At 73.2% G+C, this 21,321-nt stretch carries 23 protein-coding genes and 1 pseudogene; 15 read left to right on the forward strand and 9 right to left on the reverse strand.

The genetic code is table 11. The features are described from left to right. The first annotated feature begins 145 nt into the window (after positions 1–145). A complete protein-coding gene (locus tag ACFTXQ_RS10795) occupies positions 146–730 on the forward strand; it encodes a TetR/AcrR family transcriptional regulator (RefSeq protein WP_382638286.1) in 585 nt (194 codons plus the stop codon). 94 nt (positions 731–824) lie between these two features. On the opposite strand, the gene ACFTXQ_RS10800 is transcribed toward ACFTXQ_RS10795, so the two are convergent. Continuing rightward, positions 825–1,148: a TfoX/Sxy family protein gene (locus tag ACFTXQ_RS10800; protein WP_382638289.1), complete on the reverse strand. Its 324-nt coding sequence runs from the start codon at positions 1,146–1,148 to the stop codon at positions 825–827. A 133-nt stretch (positions 1,149–1,281) separates the two neighbouring features. Further along, on the reverse strand, positions 1,282–1,722 hold the full coding sequence (locus tag ACFTXQ_RS10805) for a VOC family protein (protein WP_382638292.1): 441 nt from the start codon (positions 1,720–1,722) through the stop codon (positions 1,282–1,284). 158 nt (positions 1,723–1,880) lie between these two features. Between ACFTXQ_RS10805 and ACFTXQ_RS10810 the strand changes: the two genes are divergently transcribed. The 4 genes and pseudogenes from ACFTXQ_RS10810 (at position 1,881) to ACFTXQ_RS10825 (ending at position 5,737) form a co-directional block, all read left to right on the forward strand. Then, a complete protein-coding gene (locus tag ACFTXQ_RS10810) occupies positions 1,881–2,912 on the forward strand; it encodes a helix-turn-helix transcriptional regulator (RefSeq protein WP_382638295.1) in 1,032 nt (343 codons plus the stop codon). Positions 2,913–2,951: 39 nt separating this feature from the next. After that, positions 2,952–3,062: pseudogene (locus ACFTXQ_RS10815) on the forward strand (TIGR03842 family LLM class F420-dependent oxidoreductase); the annotation flags it as partial. Between the two features lie 262 nt (positions 3,063–3,324). Then, positions 3,325–4,524 (forward strand): NAD(P)/FAD-dependent oxidoreductase, encoded by a 1,200-nt coding sequence (locus ACFTXQ_RS10820; protein WP_382638297.1) that lies wholly within the window; start codon positions 3,325–3,327, stop codon positions 4,522–4,524. Positions 4,525–4,696: 172 nt separating this feature from the next. Beyond that, positions 4,697–5,737: an ABC transporter permease gene (locus tag ACFTXQ_RS10825; RefSeq protein ID WP_382638300.1), complete on the forward strand. Its 1,041-nt coding sequence runs from the start codon at positions 4,697–4,699 to the stop codon at positions 5,735–5,737. Here ACFTXQ_RS10825 and ACFTXQ_RS10830 read toward each other — a convergent pair. Then, positions 5,721–6,461: a methyltransferase domain-containing protein gene (locus ACFTXQ_RS10830; protein WP_382638303.1), complete on the reverse strand. Its 741-nt coding sequence runs from the start codon at positions 6,459–6,461 to the stop codon at positions 5,721–5,723. The two genes, ACFTXQ_RS10825 and ACFTXQ_RS10830, sit on opposite strands and share 17 nt — an antisense overlap. A 123-nt stretch (positions 6,462–6,584) precedes the next feature. On the opposite strand from ACFTXQ_RS10830, the gene ACFTXQ_RS10835 reads away from it, so the two are divergent. Then, the gene (locus ACFTXQ_RS10835) at positions 6,585–7,541 is read left to right on the forward strand and encodes a sigma-70 family RNA polymerase sigma factor (protein WP_382638305.1); all 957 of its coding nucleotides are present in this window, start codon (positions 6,585–6,587) and stop codon (positions 7,539–7,541) included. 163 nt (positions 7,542–7,704) lie between these two features. Here the strand turns inward: ACFTXQ_RS10835 and ACFTXQ_RS10840 are convergent, their stop codons facing one another. After that, positions 7,705–9,228, reverse strand: a complete 1,524-nt coding sequence (locus tag ACFTXQ_RS10840) for an aldehyde dehydrogenase family protein (protein WP_382638307.1) — start codon at positions 9,226–9,228, stop codon at positions 7,705–7,707. 55 nt (positions 9,229–9,283) lie between these two features. Beyond that, the gene (locus ACFTXQ_RS10845; protein WP_382638310.1) at positions 9,284–10,612 is read right to left on the reverse strand and encodes a GAF domain-containing protein; all 1,329 of its coding nucleotides are present in this window, start codon (positions 10,610–10,612) and stop codon (positions 9,284–9,286) included. 531 nt (positions 10,613–11,143) lie between these two features. Between ACFTXQ_RS10845 and ACFTXQ_RS10850 the strand changes: the two genes are divergently transcribed. Continuing rightward, positions 11,144–11,326: a hypothetical protein gene (locus ACFTXQ_RS10850; protein WP_382638313.1), complete on the forward strand. Its 183-nt coding sequence runs from the start codon at positions 11,144–11,146 to the stop codon at positions 11,324–11,326. A gap of 19 nt (positions 11,327–11,345) precedes the next feature. Here the strand turns inward: ACFTXQ_RS10850 and ACFTXQ_RS10855 are convergent, their stop codons facing one another. Together ACFTXQ_RS10855 and ACFTXQ_RS10860 are read right to left on the reverse strand one after the other, a co-directional pair. Beyond that, a complete protein-coding gene (locus ACFTXQ_RS10855) occupies positions 11,346–11,816 on the reverse strand; it encodes an SAM-dependent methyltransferase (protein WP_382638315.1) in 471 nt (156 codons plus the stop codon). A gap of 17 nt (positions 11,817–11,833) precedes the next feature. Beyond that, positions 11,834–12,613, reverse strand: a complete 780-nt coding sequence (locus ACFTXQ_RS10860; protein ID WP_382638316.1) for a hypothetical protein — start codon at positions 12,611–12,613, stop codon at positions 11,834–11,836. A 137-nt stretch (positions 12,614–12,750) separates the two neighbouring features. Between ACFTXQ_RS10860 and ACFTXQ_RS10865 the strand changes: the two genes are divergently transcribed. Then, complete coding sequence (locus tag ACFTXQ_RS10865) at positions 12,751–13,665, forward strand: oxygenase MpaB family protein (protein ID WP_382638319.1); 915 nt, start codon at positions 12,751–12,753, stop codon at positions 13,663–13,665. Positions 13,666–13,717: 52 nt separating this feature from the next. On the opposite strand, the gene ACFTXQ_RS10870 is transcribed toward ACFTXQ_RS10865, so the two are convergent. Continuing rightward, positions 13,718–14,317, reverse strand: coding sequence for a class I SAM-dependent methyltransferase (locus tag ACFTXQ_RS10870; protein ID WP_382638322.1), 600 nt, complete (start codon positions 14,315–14,317; stop codon positions 13,718–13,720). Between the two features lie 171 nt (positions 14,318–14,488). Here ACFTXQ_RS10870 and ACFTXQ_RS10875 point away from each other — a divergent pair, with 171 nt between their 5' ends. The 7 genes from ACFTXQ_RS10875 to ACFTXQ_RS10905 all read left to right on the forward strand — a co-directional run bounded on the left by ACFTXQ_RS10875 (position 14,489) and on the right by ACFTXQ_RS10905 (position 20,949). Continuing rightward, on the forward strand, positions 14,489–15,268 hold the full coding sequence (locus ACFTXQ_RS10875; RefSeq protein WP_382638325.1) for an MHYT domain-containing protein: 780 nt from the start codon (positions 14,489–14,491) through the stop codon (positions 15,266–15,268). Between the two features lie 126 nt (positions 15,269–15,394). Then, positions 15,395–17,950, forward strand: a complete 2,556-nt coding sequence (locus ACFTXQ_RS10880; protein ID WP_382638328.1) for a nitrate- and nitrite sensing domain-containing protein — start codon at positions 15,395–15,397, stop codon at positions 17,948–17,950. After that, a complete protein-coding gene (locus tag ACFTXQ_RS10885) occupies positions 17,950–18,393 on the forward strand; it encodes a roadblock/LC7 domain-containing protein (RefSeq protein WP_382638331.1) in 444 nt (147 codons plus the stop codon). The genes ACFTXQ_RS10880 and ACFTXQ_RS10885 overlap by 1 nt, the downstream gene beginning before the upstream one ends. Positions 18,394–18,411: 18 nt before the next feature. Continuing rightward, entirely contained in the window at positions 18,412–18,792 is a 381-nt protein-coding gene (locus ACFTXQ_RS10890; protein ID WP_030709100.1) for a DUF742 domain-containing protein, read from the forward strand. Next, entirely contained in the window at positions 18,792–19,454 is a 663-nt protein-coding gene (locus tag ACFTXQ_RS10895; protein ID WP_382638335.1) for an ATP/GTP-binding protein, read from the forward strand. Before ACFTXQ_RS10890 ends, ACFTXQ_RS10895 begins: the two co-directional genes overlap by 1 nt. 175 nt (positions 19,455–19,629) lie before the next feature. Then, positions 19,630–20,028 carry a roadblock/LC7 domain-containing protein gene (locus ACFTXQ_RS10900; RefSeq protein ID WP_215016362.1) on the forward strand — a complete coding sequence of 133 codons (399 nt, stop codon included), beginning with the start codon at positions 19,630–19,632 and terminating at the stop codon, positions 20,026–20,028. Positions 20,029–20,130: 102 nt separating this feature from the next. After that, entirely contained in the window at positions 20,131–20,949 is an 819-nt protein-coding gene (locus ACFTXQ_RS10905; RefSeq protein WP_382638339.1) for a DUF6397 family protein, read from the forward strand. Here ACFTXQ_RS10905 and ACFTXQ_RS10910 read toward each other — a convergent pair. Beyond that, a complete protein-coding gene (locus ACFTXQ_RS10910; RefSeq protein WP_382638342.1) occupies positions 20,913–21,314 on the reverse strand; it encodes a YchJ family protein in 402 nt (133 codons plus the stop codon). The genes ACFTXQ_RS10905 and ACFTXQ_RS10910 overlap by 37 nt on opposite strands. Positions 21,315–21,321: the final 7 nt, after the last annotated feature.

Raw genomic sequence — 21,321 nt, forward strand, 5'->3', positions numbered from 1 at the left:
TCAAGGCTTCTTGGGCGTCTATCTCCGGGGTGCCCCGCCCCCATGCAGCCTGCCCAGACCGGGCGAGCTGCCAGCCGAACTGTCTGTCTGCCTCGATACGGTACTTTCGTACTGCACGGATCGAATCGAGCAGGAAGGGGGCCTCATGGCTGCCGAGAAACCCGCACGGCGTCGGCGTGACCCGCAGCAGCGGATCGAGGAGATCGCCGAGGCCACCGAGCGGGTCATCGCGGAACGGGGCGTCGAAGGCCTGACCCACCGCGCGGTAGCCGAAGCCGCCGGTGTGCCCCTGGGAGCGACGACCTACCACTTCGCGACCAAAGACGACCTCATCACCGCCGCCCTGAGCCGGGCCGTCGACCGCTACGCCGCATATCTGGGCGACTGGGTCGCCCAGCGGCCCGCGCTGACCACCGACCAGCTCGCCGTCCTGCTCACCGACGTGCTGCTCGGCTGCTTCGGACCCCAGCGCGACCAGCAGGTCACGGAATTCGAGCTCTACCTCGCCGCCCTGCGCCGCCCCGCCCTGCGGCCGATCGCAGACCAGTACACCGAGCGGACCGTCGAAGCCCTGGCCCACTACACCGACCCGGTCACCGCCACCGCTGCCGCCGCCGCCATGAACGGCCTCACCCTCACCGGCCTGGCCGGCACGCGCCCGCCCGACCGAACCCACATCGAAGCCGTCCTGCGCCGCATCCTGACCCCCAACCCCGTCCTCGGTCCGTAGTCGCCGGCCCTCTGGGCCGACGTCCGGTCAACGCCCGGGTGCCGTTGACGCGGAAGTGACGTGCCGGTGTGACTCCGAGGCCGGTCGGGTCGGGTCACTTGGGCGGGAGCTCGGCGGTGACCTCCATGGCCCACGTCAGCCAGTCGTCCAGGACGTCGTCGTCGAGGGTTTCCTCCGCCAGCAGGACCCACCCTCTTTGTTGCTTGCCCCGCATCACCAGGGGCGCGGCGCCGGGGCGTGCCAGGGCTTCGTCAGTCCTTTCCTTGCCGACGCGCACCATGAGGCCCTCGTCGTACAGGTTGGCCAGCGCATTGCCCTGGAGGAGGAAGGTCAGGCCGCTGAACATCTTCTTCGCGACGACTCCCTCGGGCTCGAGTCGTTCCATCACGCGTTCCGCGAGTACTTCGTCGTAGGCCATGACTCCACCCTGTGTCGGGCAGCCCGGAAGGGCCTGCTGTGGTCATCGTTTCCGCTGGTCGCCGTCGCGGCCACCGGCGGGCAGGGGGGCGGCTGGGACCGCGAGATCACCCTGGCCGCCCTACCGGCTGTGGTCAGGAGTAGTGGCCGGCCGGATCCTCGCCCTGGCGGTGGGGCTGGAGGATCTCGTGCACGGTTCCAGAGTCGTCGCGCAGGGTCGCGGAGATGCCCCACGGCCTGGGCTGGGGCTCCTGGAGGAAGGCGACGCCCCGCGCGGACAGGTCGGCGAAGGCCGCGTGGCAGTCCTCGACGGTGAACGTGCAGCCGACCAGCACACCCCTGGCCAGCAGCGACGCGAGCTGCTGAGCGGACTCGGGGTCCATCACCTGCGGCCCGGGAACCATCAGGGTGATCTGAACCTCAGGCTGGCCCTCGGCACCTACGGTCAGCCAGCGCATGTCCTCCCCGAACGGCAGGTCCGTGCGCACCTGAAGGCCGAGCTTCTCGGTGAAGAACGCCTTGGCGGCGTCCTGGTCCAGCACCCAGACGGTGGCCGTGTTCACTGCAGTAATCATGATCGTTCCTGTTTCCTGTTCCTGTTCCTGGGCGGCACATGGCGCACCTCGTGGGAGCTGGGGGCCGGCAGGCCGGGATTCCTCAGCAGGCGGATGTTTCCGACGATAGGAGCCCTTTAGGACACCTCACGTCACCAATGCCTGGCAGCCTGGGAAACATGACCCAGGACCTGCCCGCCCGCATGCTGCGCCTGCTCTCACTGCTCCAAACGCGCCGCACCTGGTCCGGCACCGAACTCGCGACACGGCTCGGCGTCACCCTGCGCACCATCCGCCGCGACATCGACCGGCTCCGCGATCTCGGCTACCCCGTCGACGGCACCACCGGCACCGCCGGCGGCTACCGCCTGGCCGCCGGCACCGATCTGCCACCGCTCCTCCTGGACGACGAGGAAGCCGTCGCCATCGCCGTGGCCCTGCGCACCGCCACCAGCGGCGTCACCGGCATCGAGGAGACCGCAGTGCGCGCCCTGGCCAAACTCGAACAGGTGCTACCGCAACGGCTGCGCCACCAGGTGACCGCGATCCAGGCCACCGCCGCGCCACTCCCCGTGCCCTGGAGCAGCGGCCCCGAGGCCGACCCCGGCGTGCTTGCCACCCTGGCCGCAGCCTGCCGCGACCACGAGATCACCACCTTCACCTACCGGACCGGGAAAGGCGTCACGGGCCGGCGCCGGGCCGAACCCCACGCTCTGGTCGCCGCCGCACCCGTCTGGTACCTCGTCGCCTACGACACCGACCACGACGCATGGCGCCTCTTCCGCGTCGACCGCCTCACCGACCCCACCCCCACCGGCCACCGCGCCGCCCCCCGAGCACTGCCCGCCACCGACGCCGCCGCCTACGTCGCGGCCCGCCTGGCCGCCGCCCCGGCCCGCTACACCTTCCACGCCACCGTCCCCGCCGACACCGCCACCGTCCGCGCCCGCACCTACTCCCTCCCCGACCGCGTTCGACCCCTCGACAACCACACGAGCACCCTCGACCTCGCAGCCGACAACCCCCACCACATCGCCGAACAACTCCTCGCCATCGACCTCGGCCCCACGCACACCATCCGCGGCACCCCCGAACTCGCTCCCCACCTGGAAAAACTCGGCCACCGCCTGCTCCGCGCCGCCCATGCTCTCGCCCGGCAAGACGACCGGAGCACGAAGGGCACAGAGCCGGACTGCAGGCGCGGGCAGTAGACGTCCGGACCAGGTTGCCCCAGGTCGTCGGCCTGATGCGCCACCCTCAACGACATGTACCGCAACCGGACCGCCTGCGGCATCGGCCGCGGCGACTCCGCCATGCGTGTGGGCCGCGAGGCGACCGTCGGCGGCAACGCGATCCAGATCTCCCGGCAGTACGTCCTGCCGGACATCGACATCACCTGCACTCCCGATCCTGGCTGGGTTGACGCGCCGGTTGGCGTGCTCACGCCGAGGTGACGTGCTGGCGGCGCTGCACCGTTGGCAGTGCCCCACCGATTGGAGCGATGGTGCGATCGGTGCGAGGCTCCCGCCATCCTGTGACTCACGTCACGTGAGGTTCCTGTCAGGAATCGGGGCGCTGTCCCGCTCAAGTCGCCGAGAGCAAGCGAACCGACGGGAGCAACTCATGAAGCACCGCATCGTCGTCCTCGGCGCCGGGTATGCAGGGGCCTACGTGGCCGGGACCCTGGCGCGCCGGCTGGCTCCGGCGGAAACCGAGATCACCGTGGTCAACGCTGAGCCGGACTTCGTCCAGCGGATGCGGCTGCACCAGCTCGCGGCCGGGCAGGAGATCGAGGCTCCGCGCCTCGCCGACGTCTTCGCGGGCACGGCGGTACGGCTCTGTCTCGCCCGTGTCACCGCCGTCGACCCCGAGCGCCGGGTCGTCGCCGTGGCCGACGCCGACGGCGGCGGTGAGCTCGGCTACGACACGCTGCTGTACGCGCTCGGCAGCCGCGGCGCCGACCACGGCGTTCCCGGCGTGGCCGAGCACGCCTTCGACATCGCCGCCCGGCCCTCCGCGCTGCGCCTGCGGGAGCGCCTGGACAGCCTGGAGGGGGGCGGCGAGGGCGGCAGTGTGCTGGTCGTCGGCGACGGGCTGACGGGCATCGAGACCGCCACCGAGATCGCCGAGTCCCGGCCCGGCCTGTCGGTGACGCTGATCGCCCGAGGTGAGCTGGGCGCCGCGCTCTCCGCCGGAGCCCGCGGCCATCTGCGCGAGGGGTGCGCCCGGCTGGGCATCACGGTCCTGGAGCACACCGGTGTCGAAGCCGTGGAAGCGACGCGGGTGCTGTGCGCCGACGGCACCGTCCTGGCGTCCGACGCGACCGTGTGGACGGCCGGGTTCGCGGTCGGCCCCCTCGCCGCCGCGAGCGGTCTCGAGGTCACCGACGACGGTCGGATCGTTGTCGACCGCACCATGCGTTCGGTCTCGCACCCGGACGTCTACGCCGTCGGCGACAGCGTCTACGCCGTCGGTGACAACGGCCGGCCGCTGCCGATGTCCTGCGCTTCGGCCGGCTACACCGGCCGGCAGGCCGTGGACGCGGTCGTGGGGCGTCTGACCGGCCGTGAGATCGCGAACACCAAGCTGGAGTACGTGGGCAACCACATCAGCCTCGGGCGGCTGGACGGGATCCTGCAGATGGTCGACGAAGAAGGGCGGGCGAAGCCGAAGTTCATGGGCGGCCGGAAGGCCGCGCGGATCAAGAACGGCATCGTCAGGATGGCGCTGTGGGGCACCTCGCACCCGACCTTCGGCCTGCCCAAGCGCAAGTACCGCCTGACGGCCACGCAGATCGCGCCCGCCGAGAAGGCGGTCGCGTAGCCGCCCAGTCCGTGTTTCAAGATCCAGCGGTGATTCCACCGTGGCACGCGGCAAGCCGGACTCGTGGCCTGCCGGACCGGCGATCTCGACGGCGTCCCTGCCGGTCCGTGTCGAGAAGGCCGCCTGAGCCGCAACTGCCACGTCCACCCCCGTTCCACCCGAAGGAGAAGGCATGTCCACTCAGGCCGCGCCCGCAGCCGACACGTCGCCCTCACCCTGGCTGACCGTGGCCAGGGCGGTCGCCCTGCTCACGGTGAGCATCAGCCTGCTGCTCACCGCCTTCGCCTGGCCGTCGGTTCGCTCATCGGTGCATGACGTGCCGATCGCCGTCGCCGGGCCCGCCCCCGCCGTCGAGCGGATCACGTCCGTACTCGACCAACGGCTTCCCGACGGCTTCACGGTCACCGAGGTCGCCGACACCGCCGCCGCCGTGCGGCTGATACGCGACCGCCAGGTGTACGGGGCGATCGACCTCAGCTCCGGCACCCCGCAGGTCATCACCGCGTCCGCCGGAAGCACCGCCGTGGCGCAGACCCTGAACGGCATCGCGACCGGGCTTGGCCAGGCACAGGGAGCCGGCACCGCGGCCGCCGCCCGTGACCTCGTCCCGCTGCCGGCCGACGACCCGCGCGGCACCGGACTGGCCGCCGGATCCCTGCCGTTGGTCATGGGCGGCTTGCTCGCCGCCCTGCTCCTGACCAGGCTCGTCCGCGACGGCGTCCGCCGCGTCACCGGAGCACTCGCCTTCGCCGTCACCGGCGGACTCGCCGTGGCGGCGATCCTGCAGTTCTGGTTCGGCTCGCTCGACGGCTCCTACTGGGCCAAATGCGGCGCCATCGCCCTGACCATCGCGGCCACTTCCCTGACCATCCTCGGTCTCGAGTCACTGCTCGGGTACATCGGCTTCGGCCTCGGCGCCGCCGCCATGATGCTCATCGGCAACCCCCTGTCGGGCACCGCGACCGCACCCGAGATGCTCCCCGGCTGGTCCGGCACCCTCGGCCAACTGCTACCGCCCGGGGCCGGTGGCCGGCTGCTGCGCTCCACCGCCTTCTTCGACGGCCACGGCGCCGCCCACTCCGCCACCGTCCTGGCGACCTGGCTCACGCTCGGTACGGTGCTGTGCCTGGCCGGCGCCCTGCGCCGTCGGCCTACCGTCACCGTCGAGCACGCGGCCGCACAGCCGAGCCCCGTCCCTACAGGTCGGCGATGACAAGCCGGTAGCCGATGTCGAGTGTTTCGCGGTGGAGCAGGTCGGCATGGCGTGTGTGCCACAGGCCGGAGGACAGGTCGTCGGACAGCCGGGCCAGGCCCGGACGGAGTACCTCCTCGTCCGTCTGGGCGAGCATGGAGATGCCGGCACGCACTTCCGGATCGAGGTAGGCCTCGGGCCGGCGCCAGAAGGCGGCACCGAACCCGTCGGTGCAGTCGTGCGGGATCGGGACCGTCTCGACGCGGGCGCCTCCCAGCAGGGCTGTCAGCCGGTCGATCGCGACGGCCCGCGTGTCGTCGAACGCGGCCACCTCCGGCAGGTACTCGTCCACCAGCCAGAACTTGCGGAGGATGGTCTGGTCCCAGGTGAAGATGACGACGCGCCGCCGGGCGATACGACGCAACTCCGCGATACCGGCTTCGAGGTCGGTCCAGTGGTGCACGGTCAGGAGGGCCATCGCCGCGTCGGCGGAGTCGTCGGCGACCGGGATCGACTCCGCGGACGCCTGCAGGGCCCGCGCGGATCCGGCCGGACGCTGGGCGATCATCACAGAACTGGGTTCGACCGCCACCACCGTCTGCGGCGGTTCGTAGGAGCCGGTGCCGGCACCTACGTTGATCACGGTGTCGACGTCGCCGAGTGCGGTGTGAATCCTGTCAGCTATCCGGGGATCCGGTCGTCGGGTGTGACTGTAGGTCGCACCGATGCCGTCATAGGTCGTCATGACGGAGAGTGTGCCGCTACACCCAGGACCACCCGCGCACACCGACCCGGCCCGCAACACCCCACTCATGCAAGCGAGATGGCCCGAGCAGGGTCTTCTACAGCACCGTTTAGGGTGGTCCGCATGGAGAGCACCGCCACTGATCGATTCGACACCAGCCGGTTCGAGGCCGGCCGGAGCCGGCTGGCCTCGCTGGCGTACCGGCTGCTGGGCTCCGCCACCGACGCCGAAGATGCCGTACAGGATGCGTTCCTGCACTGGCAGGCCGCGGACCGGCAGCGGATCGAGGTGCCGGAGGCATGGCTGACCAAGGTCGTCACCAACCTGTGCCTGGACCGGCTCCGCTCGGCACAGGCCCGCCGCGAACGCACCGCCGGCGCCTGGCTGCCCGAGCCGCTCCTCGACAGCGACCCGATGCTCGGCCCGGCCGACACCTTCGAGCAGCGCGAATCGGTCTCCCTGGCCGTGCTGACGCTCATGGAGCGCCTGTCCCCCCTCGAGCGGGCCGTGTACGTCCTGCGCGAAGCGTTCTCCTACACCCACGCCGAGATCGCCGAGATCCTCGACATCACCGAGTCCGCGAGCCAGCAGCACCTCCACCGGGCCCGGCGCCACATCACCGCCGCCCGCCGCGGTGGCGGCGAAGTCGACCCGGCAGCGGCCCGCAGGATCATCGAGGAGTTCCTCGCCGCCGCCTCCTCGGGCCGCACCGAACGGCTGGTGGCGCTGCTCACCGACGACGCGACCGCGATCTCCGACGGCGCCGGCGGCCTGGCCGAGAAGCTGCTGCGGTACGACACTCCGCAGCGCATCGCCGCCGTCGTACGGGCCGGCTTCAAACCCACACCCGCGAAGCGGCGACTGGCCGGCGGCACGCCCGCCGTCCACTACGCGCTCGTCAACGGCGCCCCCGCCATCCTCTTCGCGCTGGGCGACCAGATCATCGGAGCGGTGACCTTCGACATCGCAGACGGCAAGATCGCGACCGTGCGCGGCATTGCCGCCCCCACCCGCCTCGCCCGCCTCACCGAAGCCTGGCGACAGCACGGACCGGACACACCACTGATCGCCCAGTGGTGACCCGGCGCCGACCGCGGCCAGGCGCAGCGCCCGCGATGCAGTGAGCTGGAGCGGGCGGCCGGTGGCCGTCGTTCCGGCGCGACACGTCCTGACCGGGTGCCCCCTCCTGCGATCTGACGTACGCGCGGGCAAAAGCCCAGGTCAGGCGCCTCATATCGTGCCCCTAGAAGAAGCCGAGCTTCTTCGGGGAGTAGCTGACCAGGAGGTTCTTGGTCTGCTGGTAGTGCTCCAGCATCATCTTGTGGGTCTCGCGTCCGATGCCGGACTGCTTGTAGCCGCCGAAGGCGGCGTGCGCCGGGTAGGCGTGGTAGCAGTTCGTCCAGACGCGGCCCGCCTGGATCGCGCGGCCCGCGCGGTAGGCGGTGTTGATGTCGCGGGTCCAGACGCCCGCACCCAGGCCGTAGGCGGTGTCGTTGGCGATGCGGACGGCGTCCTCGAAGTCCTGGAAGGACGTCACCGACACCACCGGGCCGAAGATCTCCTCCTGGAAGATCCGCATGCGGTTGTCGCCCTCGAAGATGGTCGGCTCGACGTAGAAGCCGCCCGCCAGGTCCCCCTCCAGTTCCCGGCGCACGCCGCCGGTGAGGACCTTCGCGCCCTCCCGCTGGCCGATCTCCACGTAGGAGAGGACCTTCTTGAGCTGCTCCTCGGAGGCCTGTGCGCCGATCATCGTCTCCGTGTCCAACGGGTGGCCCGGCACGATCAGTTCCGTGCGGGCCACCGCCGCGTCGAGGAAGTCCCCGTACCGGCCGCGCTCGATCAGGGCGCGCGACGGGCTCGTACACACCTCGCCCTGGTTGAGGGCGAACATGGTGAAGCCCTCCAGGGCCTTGTCGCGCAGGTCGTCGTCCGTCGACCAGATGTCGTCAAAGAAGAGGTTGGGACTCTTGCCGCCGAGTTCGAGGGTCACCGGCTTCAGGTGCTCGGCCGCGTACTGCATGATCAGCCGCCCGGTCGAGGTCTCCCCGGTGAAGGCGATCTTCGCCACGCGCGGGCTGGAGGCGAGCGGCTTGCCCGCCTCCTCCCCGAAGCCGTTGACGATGTTCACCACCCCCGGCGGCAGCAGGTCCGCCACCAGGCTCAGCCAGTAGTGGACGGAAGCCGGGGTCTGCTCGGCAGGCTTGAGGACCACCGTGTTGCCCGCCGCCAGAGCGGGAGCGAGCTTCCACACCGCCATCAGGATCGGGAAGTTCCACGGGATGATCTGCCCGACCACGCCGAGCGGCTCGTGGAAGTGGTAGGCCACCGTGTCGTCGTCGAGCTGGCTGAGGGCCCCCTCCTGGGCGCGCAGCGCCCCCGCGAAATAGCGGAACTGGTCTATGGCCAGCGGGAGATCCGCCGCGAGGGTCTCGCGGACCGGTTTGCCGATCTCCCAGGTCTCCGCGACCGCGAGGGCCTCCAGGTTCTGCTCCATCCGGTCGGCGATGCGCAGCAGGACGGCCGAACGCTCCGCCACGGAGGTCCGCCCCCAGGCGGGCGCGGCCGCGTGGGCCGCGTCCAGCGCGCGCTCCACGTCCTCCGCCGTACCGCGCGCCACCTCCGTGAAGGTCTGGCCGGTGACGGGGGAGGGGTTCGCGAAGTACGCGCCGCGGGCGGGGCCGACGTACTCGCCGCCGATGAAGTGGTCGTAGCGGGACGCGTACGACATCAGCGCCCCCTCGGTACCGGGCGCAGCGTAACGGGCCATGGTGTCCTCCCACTTGCCGGGCGCCGGCCGCCGTCGGACAGCGCTCGGGGGGAGGCTAGGAGCGGACAGGTTGCGGATACGTTGCACGCGTGCTGCGGCCGGGCCGCGGCGGGTTGCGTACGCCGTCCCCGCGCGCGCCGAGTTCGCGGTCCAGGGCGTGTACGCGGGCCAGCGCGGGCGGCCGGCCCTCGGGCGGGAGCGCCGCGGCCAGGGCCCGCCACGCCTCCGGATCGTCCGCGCCCCACGGACTGCACACCCAGTCGGTCAACAGCCCGGCGTCCGCACGGGCGATGACGGCGGCCCGCGCCTGGTCCTCGATGCGGCGGCGCAGCCGCACGATGCCGGGCGCGGTCGAGGAGGGGAGGAGGGGGCCCGGGTAGTGGTGGAGGGCGGCGGAGACCGCGCCGGCGGCCAGGTGCCGGGTCAGCGTGGTGAAGTCCGCGTCCAGCGGGCCGGCGGTGCGGTAGGGGCGGGAGAGCGGGGCGGCCGGGCCCAGCAGGGCGCGCAGGCGGGAGATCTCGGCGCGTAACGTCACCGGTGCGCGCGACTCGTCCTCGTACAGGGCGATCGCCAGTTCCTCGCCCGACAGGCCCTCCTGATGGTGCGCCAGAAGCACCATGATCTCGCTGTGCCGGCGGCCCAGCCGTACCGTGCGCCCGCCGGTGACCAGCAGCGCCTCGTCCCGGCCGAGGGCGGTCAGGGTGTCCCCGGCGGCCGGCGGTGCGGGGTCGAGCAGGGCCAGTTGGGCCTCCGCGGCGCGGGCCACCGCCCGGACGAAGGCGAGCGAGTGGGGGTGCGCGAGGCCGTCGCCGCCGGTGATGTCCACCGCGCCCAGCAGCCGGCCGGTCCGGGGATCCCGCACGGGGGCCGCCGCGCAGGTCCACGGATGCACGCGGCGGCTGAAGTGCTCGGCCCCGAAGACCTGAACGGGCTCGCCGACCGCGACCGCCGTACCGGGGGCGTTGGTTCCCATCGCCGTCTCCGCCCAGCGGGCGCCCGGGACGAAGCCGAGCCGCTCCGCGCGGCGCAGCGTGTCCGGTTCGCCCTCCACCCAGAGCAGGCTGCCGCGCGCGTCGCACACCGCCAGCAGGTGCGCCCCGTGCGCGGCGAACTCCCCCACGAGCTCCCGGAACAGCGGCATCACCCGCGCGAGGGGGTGCTCCTCGCGGTACGGCCGGAGCTGCGCCTCCGCCAGCTCCACCCGGGGCGCGCACTCCGGGCTGACGCGGGCCCGGGCACACCGCCGCCACGATTTCGCGATCACCGCCCGGACGGGGGCCTCGACCCGCCCGTCCCGTGTGAACGCGGCGTGGGCGCGCCGCAGTTCGCGGGTGCGCTCGGCGGGATCGGCCCCGCCGGGCAGCGCCACCGAAGGATCGTCCATGTCACCCTCCCGTGGTGCCGCGGTACCAGGAGGGCCCATCGTCGTCCCGCCACCGGCCCCCGGCAAGCGGTACGTCGGCCACTACGGCGGCGCTACGTCGCCCGGAGCGGGCCGAAACGCGGCCGGTCCGGGGGTTCGGGGGTTTCCCGGTCCGGAGGTTCCGGGTTCGAGGCCGACAGGGCCGAGGCCGGGTCCGGGGACGACCGGCCCGCCGGGATCCAGCGGCCCGCCTCGCTCCGGTACGGCCACCAGCGGCCCTCCCGGCCCAGCCGGAGCCGGCGCCGGAGCCGGTGCCCGCCTCCGTCCAGCGGGTGCGGACCCGGCGCAGCACCGGCGCCTCCTCGTCCGCCCAGGCCGCCGCCAGGGCCGACCGGGCCCGGGCCGGCGCGCTGCGGTCCGGCGTCCGGTCGTCCTCCAGCGCCGCGAAGGCCGGTCCAGCTCGATCCGCAGCGAGCCGCGTGACCGGGAACGTACGGCCGCGGCGGGGCGTTGAGGGAGTGAGTGCTCGACGACAGGAGGAGGTGTCCGCGGATGTCCACCAGCGGAAAGGTCGCGGTTGCCGGGGTCGTGGCAGCCATCGTGTTGTTCTGGACGGTCGGCTTCTGGGCGGGGCTGCTGGTCCTGATCGGCGTGCCGACGGCCGCCTATCTCCTGCTGGACTCCTCCCAGCGCCGTCGCCTGCGGGGTATATCCAGGAAGCAGATCGGCCGCTGAGGGCGCCGCCCGGCCGGGCTCAGTAGTAGTCGCGCATCAAGGCGGTCGCCCACTCGGGCTGCCGCTGGTCGCCGCGCGGTCCGAACTCGGCCATGTACGGCTTGAGGTCGAGCACCGGCGTACCGTCCACCGCGTCGAGGCCCTCGACGTGGACGTCCAGGCCGTCCACCTTCACCACCCGGCACCGCGACAGGCCGAGCCGGTTCGGCCGGTTCTTGCCCCGCTGGGCGAAGATGCCGACCAGCGGCCAGTCCTGGTTGCCGCGCGGGTGCCGTGCGCCCGTCTCGATCTTCTCCACCGGCACCCGGTCGAAGTGGTAGACCACCTCGACGTGCGAGAAGTCCTCCAGGCCGTACAGCGCCTCGGGACCGAACCGCCGGCCGTCCAGGCGGATCACCGCCGTCTCGCGCCCCCAGTCGTCGTCGACCACTTCCGTCCGGCCGCCCACGACCACACCCACCGGCTCCGATTCCACCATCACGTCCCCCATGACCGTCCGTCCCTGTTTCAGGCCGGGCGCACCGCGACGCGGTCGAGCGCCTCCAGCAGACCCGGCAGATCCGGATCCCCCTCCCGGGGGACCGCGAGCACCTCGGACGGTTCCTCGTCCAGCAGGACGAAGGCCGCCTCCCCGGTACGGGCCACCAACGACCAGCCGGGACCGTCCGCCCGCAGGGTCCGGGCCCCCTCGCCCGCGAAGGAGGAGCGCACCCGCCCGGGCGGCGGCGGGGTCCGCGTGTACCCCCGGGCCTCCTCGAGCGCCCGCGCGAGCCCCGGATGCGCGGCGGCCGCGGCCCCGCCGTCCGTCGCCTCGCGTTCGCGCCAGTCGGCCCACTCCCGGGCGATCTGGTCCGCACCCATCCGCCGCTGCACCGGCCCCCACGCCTCCGCCGACGGCGGCGCCAGCGGTACCCGCCCCGTGCCGTCCGCGCCCTGCTCCGGATCGTGCGGTTCGGGGATCCCGGAAGCGGCCACCGACAGCTCCAGGGGCCAGCCGGCCAGCGACACCACGATCGAGCGTTCGTCGGGGGACAGGTCGTACTCCATACCGCAGTCCCAGGAGGCGATGGCCGTGGCGACGAGCGAGACGTCGTCCACGACGACCGTCCAGCGCGCGCCCTCCTCGTCCTGGCCCAACACCAGCCCGTACCCCTCCCCGCCCGGCTCCACGCCCAGCAGGGAGCAGGCCTCGGGGAAGTCGTCGCCCAGGACGCCCGGGAACTGCGCGGGGGTCAGCAGCACGGCGGTCAGCACGTACAGCGAGCCGCCGCCCTCGTCGTCGGACACCTGTGCCTCCCGGGTTGCTCTCTCGTCGGCGCACCTTAACCAGCGGGTAACCCGCCCGTCGAGAGCCTGCGGCCGACGATTTCCAAGGCCGCTACCTGCACGTAGAGTTGGGACCCCGCCACAGAAAGGGACACCCGGTGCAGCGTTACGACCGGCTGAGGGAGATCCTCCGTCTCGACCCCGACAAGGACTTCCTCGCCATCTACCGGCTCACCGCCACCTACGAGTTCCCCTGGGACTTCACCCGCGCCCTGGAGCTCGCCCTCTTCCGCACGTACGCGGTCCCCGCCATCGGCGGCCTGCTGGCCGAAACGGCCGAGTTCACCGACCGCACCCAGAAGCGCTACGACGACACCGCCCTGCTCCTCGACGCGGTCGTGGAGCACGGCTTCGACAGCGACACTGCGCGCACCGCGATCCGCCGCGTCAACCAGATGCACCGCAGCTACGACATCTCCGACGACGACATGCGCTACGTCCTGTGCACTTTCGTGGTGATTCCGGCGCGCTGGCTGGACGCGTACGGCTGGCGTCCGCTGACCCACCACGAGCGCAGGGCGTCCGCGAACTACTACGCCACCCTCGGCCGCCATCTGGGCATCACGGACATTCCCGGCTCCTTCGAGGAGTTCGAAGCCACCCTGGACGCCTACGAGGAGGCCCACTTCGGCTGGGACGAGGGGGCCCGGAAGGTCGCCGACTCCACCCTCGACCTGATGGCCTCCTGGTACCCGGCGCCGCTGGCCCCCGCCGTGCGCGGGGCGAGCCTCGCCCTCCTCGACGAGCCGCTGCTGAGCGCCTTCGGGTACGAGCACCCGCGCCCCGGCGTGCGGCGGCTGGTCCGGGGCGCCCTGCGGCTGCGCGGCCGCGCGGTACGGCTGCTGCCACCGCGCAGGGCGCCGCACTACGCCCGCCAGAACCCGGAGATCAAGAGCTACCCCGGCGGCTACGACGTGGGCGAGCTCGGCACGTTCCCCGTGCCCGGCTCGGGTGGCTGCCCCGTGCCCCATCCCCGCCGGCCCGCCGGAGCCGAGGCTCAGCCTCCGGCGTGATCCCGGGCCCGTCCGCGGATCCCGGGCAAGGGGCCGACGTACGGAAAAAACGTCATGGACGGCGGACCGCGAGCACCAGGAAGCGGGCGTCCTCATCGGCGTACGAGGTCATCTCCCAGCCCGAACCGGCCAGCAGCGGGCCGAGGTTGTGCTCGGCCCGCATGTCGTCCGCGGTGAGCTCGCGACCGTGGCGCGCGGCGAGGGCGGCTCGCCCGATCGGGTGAAACAGCGCGAGCCGGCCGTCGGGCCGCACCACCCGGGCCAGCTCACGCAGGTTCGCTTCCGGGTCCGGCAGGTGGGCGATGAGCCCGGCGGCGAACACCGCGTCCAGCGCGCCGTCGCGCAGCGGCAGTCGGGCCACGTCCGCGAGCAGCAGCGTGCCCTGCGCGTCCCGCCCCGCCTCCTGCGCGGCGGTCAGCATCCGAGGGGTGAGGTCGGCGCCGAGCACGGTTCCGGTGGGTCCGACCGCCGCCCGCAGCGGGGCCAGGGCGCGTCCGGTACCACAGCCCGCGTCGAGCACGCGGTCCCCGGGCCGCAGCCCGAACTCGGCCACGGCGGTCGCGAAGGCGGGCCCGTCCTCCGGGAACTTGCGGTCCCAGCCGGCGGCGCGCACCCCGAAGAACTCCTGCACGTGCGTGTGGTCTTCGCTCATACGCCCATGATCCCCCACCGCCGGGCGGGCTGTGCATGCCTGCGTACCGTGTGCAAGGTGGTACGTGGTGTGATCGAAGATGAACGTATCTCTGTCATATTCCAGCAGTTGCAGCGGCTTTCGAAATGCGCCCCTTGTTCGCCCCCTCACCCGGACTAGCGTCCCGTGGCCATGGGACACCTGGACCACGCCGCCTATGGCTGGCTGACACCCGCGCTGTCATACGTGATGGCCTCGATCGGCGCCGCCCTCGGGCTGCGCTGCACCGTCCGCGCGCTCGCCGCGACCGGATCCTCCCGCCGCAACTGGCTCCTCACCGCGGCTTCCGCCATCGGCACCGGCATCTGGACGATGCACTTCGTCGCGATGCTCGGCTTCGACGTCACCGGCACCGAGATCCACTACAACGTGCCGCTCACCATCCTCAGCCTGCTCGTCGCCATGCTGGTCGTCGGCGCCGGGGTCTTCGCCGTCGGCTACGGCAGGAACCGGGGGCGGGCGCTCGTCCTCGGCGGCCTCACCACCGGCCTCGGCGTCGCGAGCATGCACTACCTGGGCATGGCGGCCCTGCGCCTGCACGGCGACATCTCCTACGACCCGCTCACCGTCGGGCTCTCCGTCGCCATCGCCGTGGTCGCGGCCACGGCCGCCCTGTGGGCCGCGCTCAACATCAAGTCGCCGGTGGCCGTGGCCGTCGCCTCGCTGGTCATGGGCGCCGCGGTCAGCAGCATGCACTACACCGGGATGATGGCCGTCGCCGTCGGCGTCGCCCCCTCGGACGCGGCCCTGCCCGGTGCCACCGCCATGCAGTTCATCTTCCCGCTCGCCGTCGGGCTCGGCTCCTACCTGTTCATCACCGCCGCCTTCGTGGCCCTCTCCCCGACCGCGGACGAGCGCGCCGCCTCGGCCTCCGCCCAGTACCGGGGAGACCACGCCGCGGTGACCGGCTGACCCCGCGGGATCGCGGAGCCGGCGGCCCGTCCGCAAGGCCCGCCCGCTGCCCGCCCCGCGAAGCCGAACCCCCGACCCGCCCCGACCCGACCCGACCGGCCCGCCCCGCCCCGGAACGAGGAGCCCATGCGCACACCCCGCAGAACACCGGACGCAGCGGCGCCGCGGCCGCCCGCGCCGGCGGACGGCCGCGGCAGGGGAGCCGGCCGTCGTGCCCACGCCGGGCCCCCGGCCGAGGAACCGGCGGAGCACGAGGCCCTCCAGCGCCCCCGGCCCGCCGCGGAGGTCCCCCGCCTGGGGCTGAGGCTGCGCCCCGCGACCGTCCGCGCGAAGATCGTCTCGCTGCTGATGGTCCCGGTCGTCTCGCTCCTCGCCCTCTGGGCCTTCGCCACCGTGAGCACCGCCCAGGACATCGCCCGGCTCAGCCGCGCCCAGCGCGTCGACACCGAGATACGCACCCCCGTCGCCGCCGCGATCAGCGAGCTCCAGGCCGAACGGCGCGCCGCCGTCCGCCTCCTCGCCGACCCCGCCGCCGACCCGGCCTCCACCCTGGACCAGCAGGCCCGCCGCACCGACGCCGCCGTCCGGCGGCTCCGCCTCGGAGACCGCAACACCGTCGCAGACTCGGGGGACTACCGCTCCGACATCGCGGTCCGCCTGGGCGCGTTCGTCGCCGGCGCCGAGGCGCTCGGCGCCGCCCGCAAGGACATCGCCGGGCGCCGCGCCACCCCGGAGGCGGCCTACGAGATCTACACCCGCGTCGTCGACTCGGCCCTCGCCGTCGGGGGCGCCCTGACCGGCGGCGACGACGCCGAACTCGGCCCCGGCTCCCGGGTCCTGCAGGAGTTCGCCCGCGCCGCGGAACTCCTCTCCCGGGAGGACGCGCTGCTCGCCGCACCGGGCCAGCGCACCGCCGAAACGCTCCGGCAGCTGACCGGCACCGTCGAGTCCCGCCGCGCCCTCACCGCCACCGCGGCCCGGGACCTCCCCACCGCCCAGCAGGCCGCGTGGGAGTCCGTCACCAAGAGCGCCGCCTACGCCGAACTCACCGGCGCCGAGGACCGGGCGCTGGCCCTCGGCACCGCCAAGGAGGCCCGCGGGGCGCCCACCGGCTGGGAGGGCGCCCACGCCGCCGTCGGCGCCTCGATGCGGGAGATCGAGGACGCCGCCCACGCCGCGGCCGCCGACCGGGCCGACCCCTTCGCCGAGGGGGCGCTCGGGCCCGCCGGAGCCGCCGTGCTGCTGGGCCTGGCCGCCGTCGCCGCCTCGCTCGTCATCTCCGTCCGCATCGGCCGCGGCCTCGTCGTGGAACTCGTCTCGCTGCGCAACACCGCCCTGGAGATCGCCCACCGCAAGCTCCCGTACGCCATGGAGCGGCTCCGGGCCGGCCGGGCCGACGAGATCGACGTCGCCGCCGAGGCCCCGCCCGGGCCGCCGGCCGACGACGAGATCACCCAGGTCGGCGAGGCTCTCGCCACCGTCCACCGGGCGGCGCTCAGCGCGGCCGTCGAGCGCGCCGAGCTGGCCAGCGGGGTCTCGGGGGTCTTCGTCAACCTCGCCCGTCGCAGCCAGGTCCTGGTCCACAAGCAGCTCACCCTGCTCGACTCGATGGAGCGGCGGGCCGACGACCCGAACGAGCTCGGCGACCTCTTCCGCCTCGACCACCTGACCACCCGGATGCGTCGGCACGCGGAGAGCCTGATCATCCTCTCCGGCGCCGCCCCCGGCCGGGCCTGGCGGATGCCGGTGCCGCTCACGAACGTCGTCCGGGCCGCCGTCTCGGAGATCGAGGACTACCCGCGCGTGGAGGTCCGTCAGCTCGCCGAGGCCGCCGTCGTCGGCGGTGCCGTCGCCGACCTCACCCATCTGCTCGCCGAACTCATCGAGAACGCCACCCAGTTCTCCCCGCCGCACACCAAGGTGCGCGTCAGCGGTGAGCCGGTGGGCGCCGGGTACGTCCTGGAGATCGAGGACCGCGGGCTCGGGATGGGCCGCGAATCCCTGGGCGACGCCAACCGGCGCATCGAGCAGTCCGAGGCCCTCGACCTCTTCGACAGCGACCGGCTCGGCCTCTTCGTCGTCAGCCGGCTGTCCGCCCGGCACGGTGTGAAGGTGCACCTGCGCACGTCACCGTACGGGGGCACCACCGCCGTGGTGCTGATGCCGAACTCCATGCTCCAGGGCGCGATCACGGCCTCCGGCCCCGCCGCGGAACCGGTGGCGGAAGCGGCCGCGGGTCCGGTGGTGGCGGCGGAGGAGCCGGCGCCCGCCATGACGGTCGTACGGGAGGACCCGCGCGGCTCGGAGCCCGCCTACCAGGAACCGCGCGGCCTGCCGCTCCCGGAGCCGGCTCCCGCACCGCAGGATCCCCGCCCCGCCCCGGTGGCCTCGCTGCGGCCGCGTGCCCCCGGCGGCGCGGTCCCCCGTACGCCGTTCGCGGCGGCCCCCGTTCCCGCCCCCGCGTCGGTGACGGAACTGCCGCGCCGGGTGCGCCAGGCCAGCCTCGTCCCCCAGCTGCGGGAGGCTCCCGCCCCCAAGGCCCCGGCCGGCGCACGCCTCCCCGAGGAGCCGCCGGGATGCAGCCCGGAGCAGGCGCGGGACCGGATGGCGGCCTACCGGGCCGGCTGGGTCCGGGGCGCCCAGGAGAACTCCCCTCACGCAGGCAGCGAAGGAGAAGTGTGATGATCGAACACCAGAGGATCGACCTCAACGGGGCCCGCAGGTCCGGCGAACTGGACTGGCTGCTCGACGACCTCGTCGTGCGGGTCCGCGAGGTCCGGCACGCCGTGGTCCTGTCCAACGACGGGCTGGCGGTCGGCGCCTCCAGCGCGCTGAGCCGGGAGGACGCCGAACACCTGGCGGCCGTGGCCTCCGGCTTCCACAGCCTGGCCAAGGGCGCGGGCCGGCACTTCCACGCCGGGGGCGTGCGCCAGACGATGGTCGAGATGGACGAGGGCTTCCTCTTCGTCGCGGCCGCCGGGGACGGCTCCTGCCTGGCCGTGCTCAGCGCCGCCAGCGCGGACATCGGGCTGATCGCGTACGAGATGGCCCGGCTGGTGAAGCGGGTGGGCGAGCACCTGTACACCCCGCCACGGTTCGCGGCGCGCCCGCCGGCCGCCGGCTGAGGGGCGGCGGTCCGGCACATGAACGGCCAGTGGTACGACGCCGACGCGGGCCCGCTCGTCCGTCCGTACGCGATGACCGGCGGGCGTACGAAGCCGGGCCCCCACGGGGTGCGCTTCGACCTGATCGCGCTGGTCGTGGTGGATCCGGAGGGGACCGACGAGGCGGCCGAGTCCCTGCTCGGCCCCGAACACCGGGCGCTGCTCGGGCTCTGCCGCTCCGAGACCCAGTCGGTGGCGGAACTCGCGGCCGACGCGGACCTGCCCGTGGGGGTGGTGCGGGTGCTCCTCGGCGACCTGCTGGAGGGCGGACACGTCAAGGTCAGCCGGCCGGTACCGCCCGCGCAGCTGCCGGACGAGCGGATTCTGCGGGAAGTCATCGAGGGATTGCGAGCGCTGTGATGGGACAACACGACAACGGGCCCCTCGGGCCGGCCCCCGCAGCGGCGGGCGGCGATCCCGGGGACGACGGCGAACTGGCCGCGCTAGCCCTGAAGATCCTGGTGGCGGGCGGCTTCGGGGTCGGCAAGACCACGCTGGTGGGCGCGGTGAGCGAGATCCGGCCGCTGCGGACGGAGGAACTGCTGAGCGAGGCGGGCGAACTGGTCGACGACACCGGCGGGGTGGACCAGAAGACGACCACGACGGTGGCCATGGACTTCGGGCGGATCACCATCCGCTCGGGGCTGTCGCTGTACCTCTTCGGCACGCCGGGACAGGACCGGTTCTGGTTCCTGTGGGACGAGCTGTCACAGGGGGCGCTGGGTGCGGTCGTCCTCGCCGACACGCGGCGGCTGGAGGACTGCTTCCCCGCCGTGGACTACTTCGAGCACCGGCGGATCCCGTTCGTGGTGGCCGTCAACTGTTTCACGGACGCGCGGCGGTACGGGGCGCACGAGGTGTCGCGGGCGTTGGACCTGGACCAGGGGACACCGGTGGTGCTGTGTGACGCGCGGGATAAGGACTCGGGGAAGGAAGTCCTGATCAGGCTCGTCGAGCACGCCGGGCGGGTGCACACCGCCCGGCTGCTGGACTCGGTGGAACCGCAGGCCGACTCGGTGTGAACCGGTCCGGGGCGGGGAGGGGCGGTGGTGTCGACGCCCGCCATTCCTCTTGAGTCATCTTCTTCGCCATGGGGACATCCTCCTTGCCGGAAAGGCGCTGGTGGGGAAGGCTTGCGCCACAACACGCGGGGTGAGGCGCGGCCATGTCGGCCGGGTCAACGGGGAGGGGCTGGGAATGGCACTGGACAAGCAGCTCGACTGGCTGCTGGACGACCTGACGCGCAGGGTCCAGCAGGTGCGGCATGCGGTGGTGCTGTCCAACGACGGCCTGGTGACGGGCGCGAGTGCCGGGCTTGCGCGGGAGGACTCGGAGCACCTGGCGGCGGTCGCCGCCGGACTGCAGAGCCTGGCCAAGGGGTCGGGGCGGCACTTCAGGGCCGGAGAGGTCCGGCAGACGATGGTCGAGTACGACGAAGGGGTCCTCTTCGTCATGGCGGCGGGCGCGGGGAGCTGCCTGTGCGTGCTGAGCGCCTCCGAGGCGGACATAGGCCAGGTCGCGTACGAGATGACGCTGCTGGTCAATCGGGTGGGTGAGCACCTGGGGGTTGCGGAGCGGCGCGTCACCGGCGGCTGACGCCGCTGACGCCGCGGAGTTTTCCACAGGCCTCGCAGAGTGTCGTCGCGCTGAGTTACGGTCTTCACACAGAGTAATCACTGCTCGTGGGGGAGGACCGTCATGACGACACAACTGACGACGCGTGTGCCGGCCGATGCCGATTTCGAGGGCCGCGGGGATGCGCTGGTGGGCGGTGTGCTGGCCGCCGGGGAACTGGGGTTGAACCGGGGCGAGTTCGCCCGGGCCGTCCAGCTGGGGATCGTGCGCGCCGGGCCGTCGGCGTCCGGCGGGGCCGCGCGCTACGCGCGGGCCGAGCTGGAGCGGGTCAGGTCCGAGGAGGGGGCGCCGGGCGCCCTGCGCGAACGGGTCGAGACCGTGGCCGGCGCTCAGGCCGCGGCCGAGGTGATGGGGGTCGGCCCCAGCCGCTTCACCCGGCTCGCCCGGTGCGGGCACCTCGCCCCGGTGGCCTATCGGATCAACCGGTACCGGGCCGTGGTGTGGCTCTATCTGGCAGCGGAGCTACGGGAGTTCGCGGCCCGGGAGCCGGCTGTGCTGCGCGGTACGGCGCCGCCTGCGGACCGGGAGCTGATGGCGGCCGGGGCGGATCTGCGCCCGCCGAAGTGGCGCGGGCGGCACGTCGGGCTGTTGCTGAGACGGACCGCCGACCCCTGGGAGCGCGCGGCGGTACTGGCCTCCGTACTGCCGGAGGAAGAGCTGTGCGAGGCCGTGCCCGACCCGGCGGAGCGCGTCGTCCTGGCCGCGCTCGCTCCGCCCCCGCCCTACGGGCACCCGCAGGCTCCCGCCGCCGCGGCCGTGGCGCTTCGGCTGCTGAAGGCCGAACCGCCCGAGGAGGTCCACTGGTACCGCACCAGCCTGGACTTCGCGCTGACCGGGGCGCGCGGTCAGTCGAAGTCGACGGGGGAGAGGGGGCCGACGTAGACCCAGGCCCCGTCCTCGCGGGAGAAGCTGCTGTGCTCGTGCAGTGAGCCGGTGTGCCGACCCTCGCGGTAGTGCGCCCGGAACTCCACCGCGCCCTCCGTCTCGAACATTCCGCCGCGCTCGGTGGCCAGGATCTCCAGCCGCTCCCAGCGCTGGCCGGGGTCCAGGTCGAGCCGGGCCGGGCGGGTGGAGGGGTGCCAGGAGCGCAGCAGGTAGGCCGTGTCGCCGACGGCGAAGGCGCTGAAGCGCGACCGCATCAGCCGTTCGGCGGTGGGCGCCTGCTGGGCGCCGGAGTGGAAGCGGCCGCAGCACTCGGCGTAGGCGGCGGGCAGCCCGCAGGGACAGGGGAGGGCCGGGGTGGGCATGGGCGTG

Origin of the sequence: Streptomyces sp. NPDC057010 (assembly GCF_042673805.1) — a bacterium.
Lineage (GTDB): Bacteria > Actinomycetota > Actinomycetes > Streptomycetales > Streptomycetaceae > Streptomyces.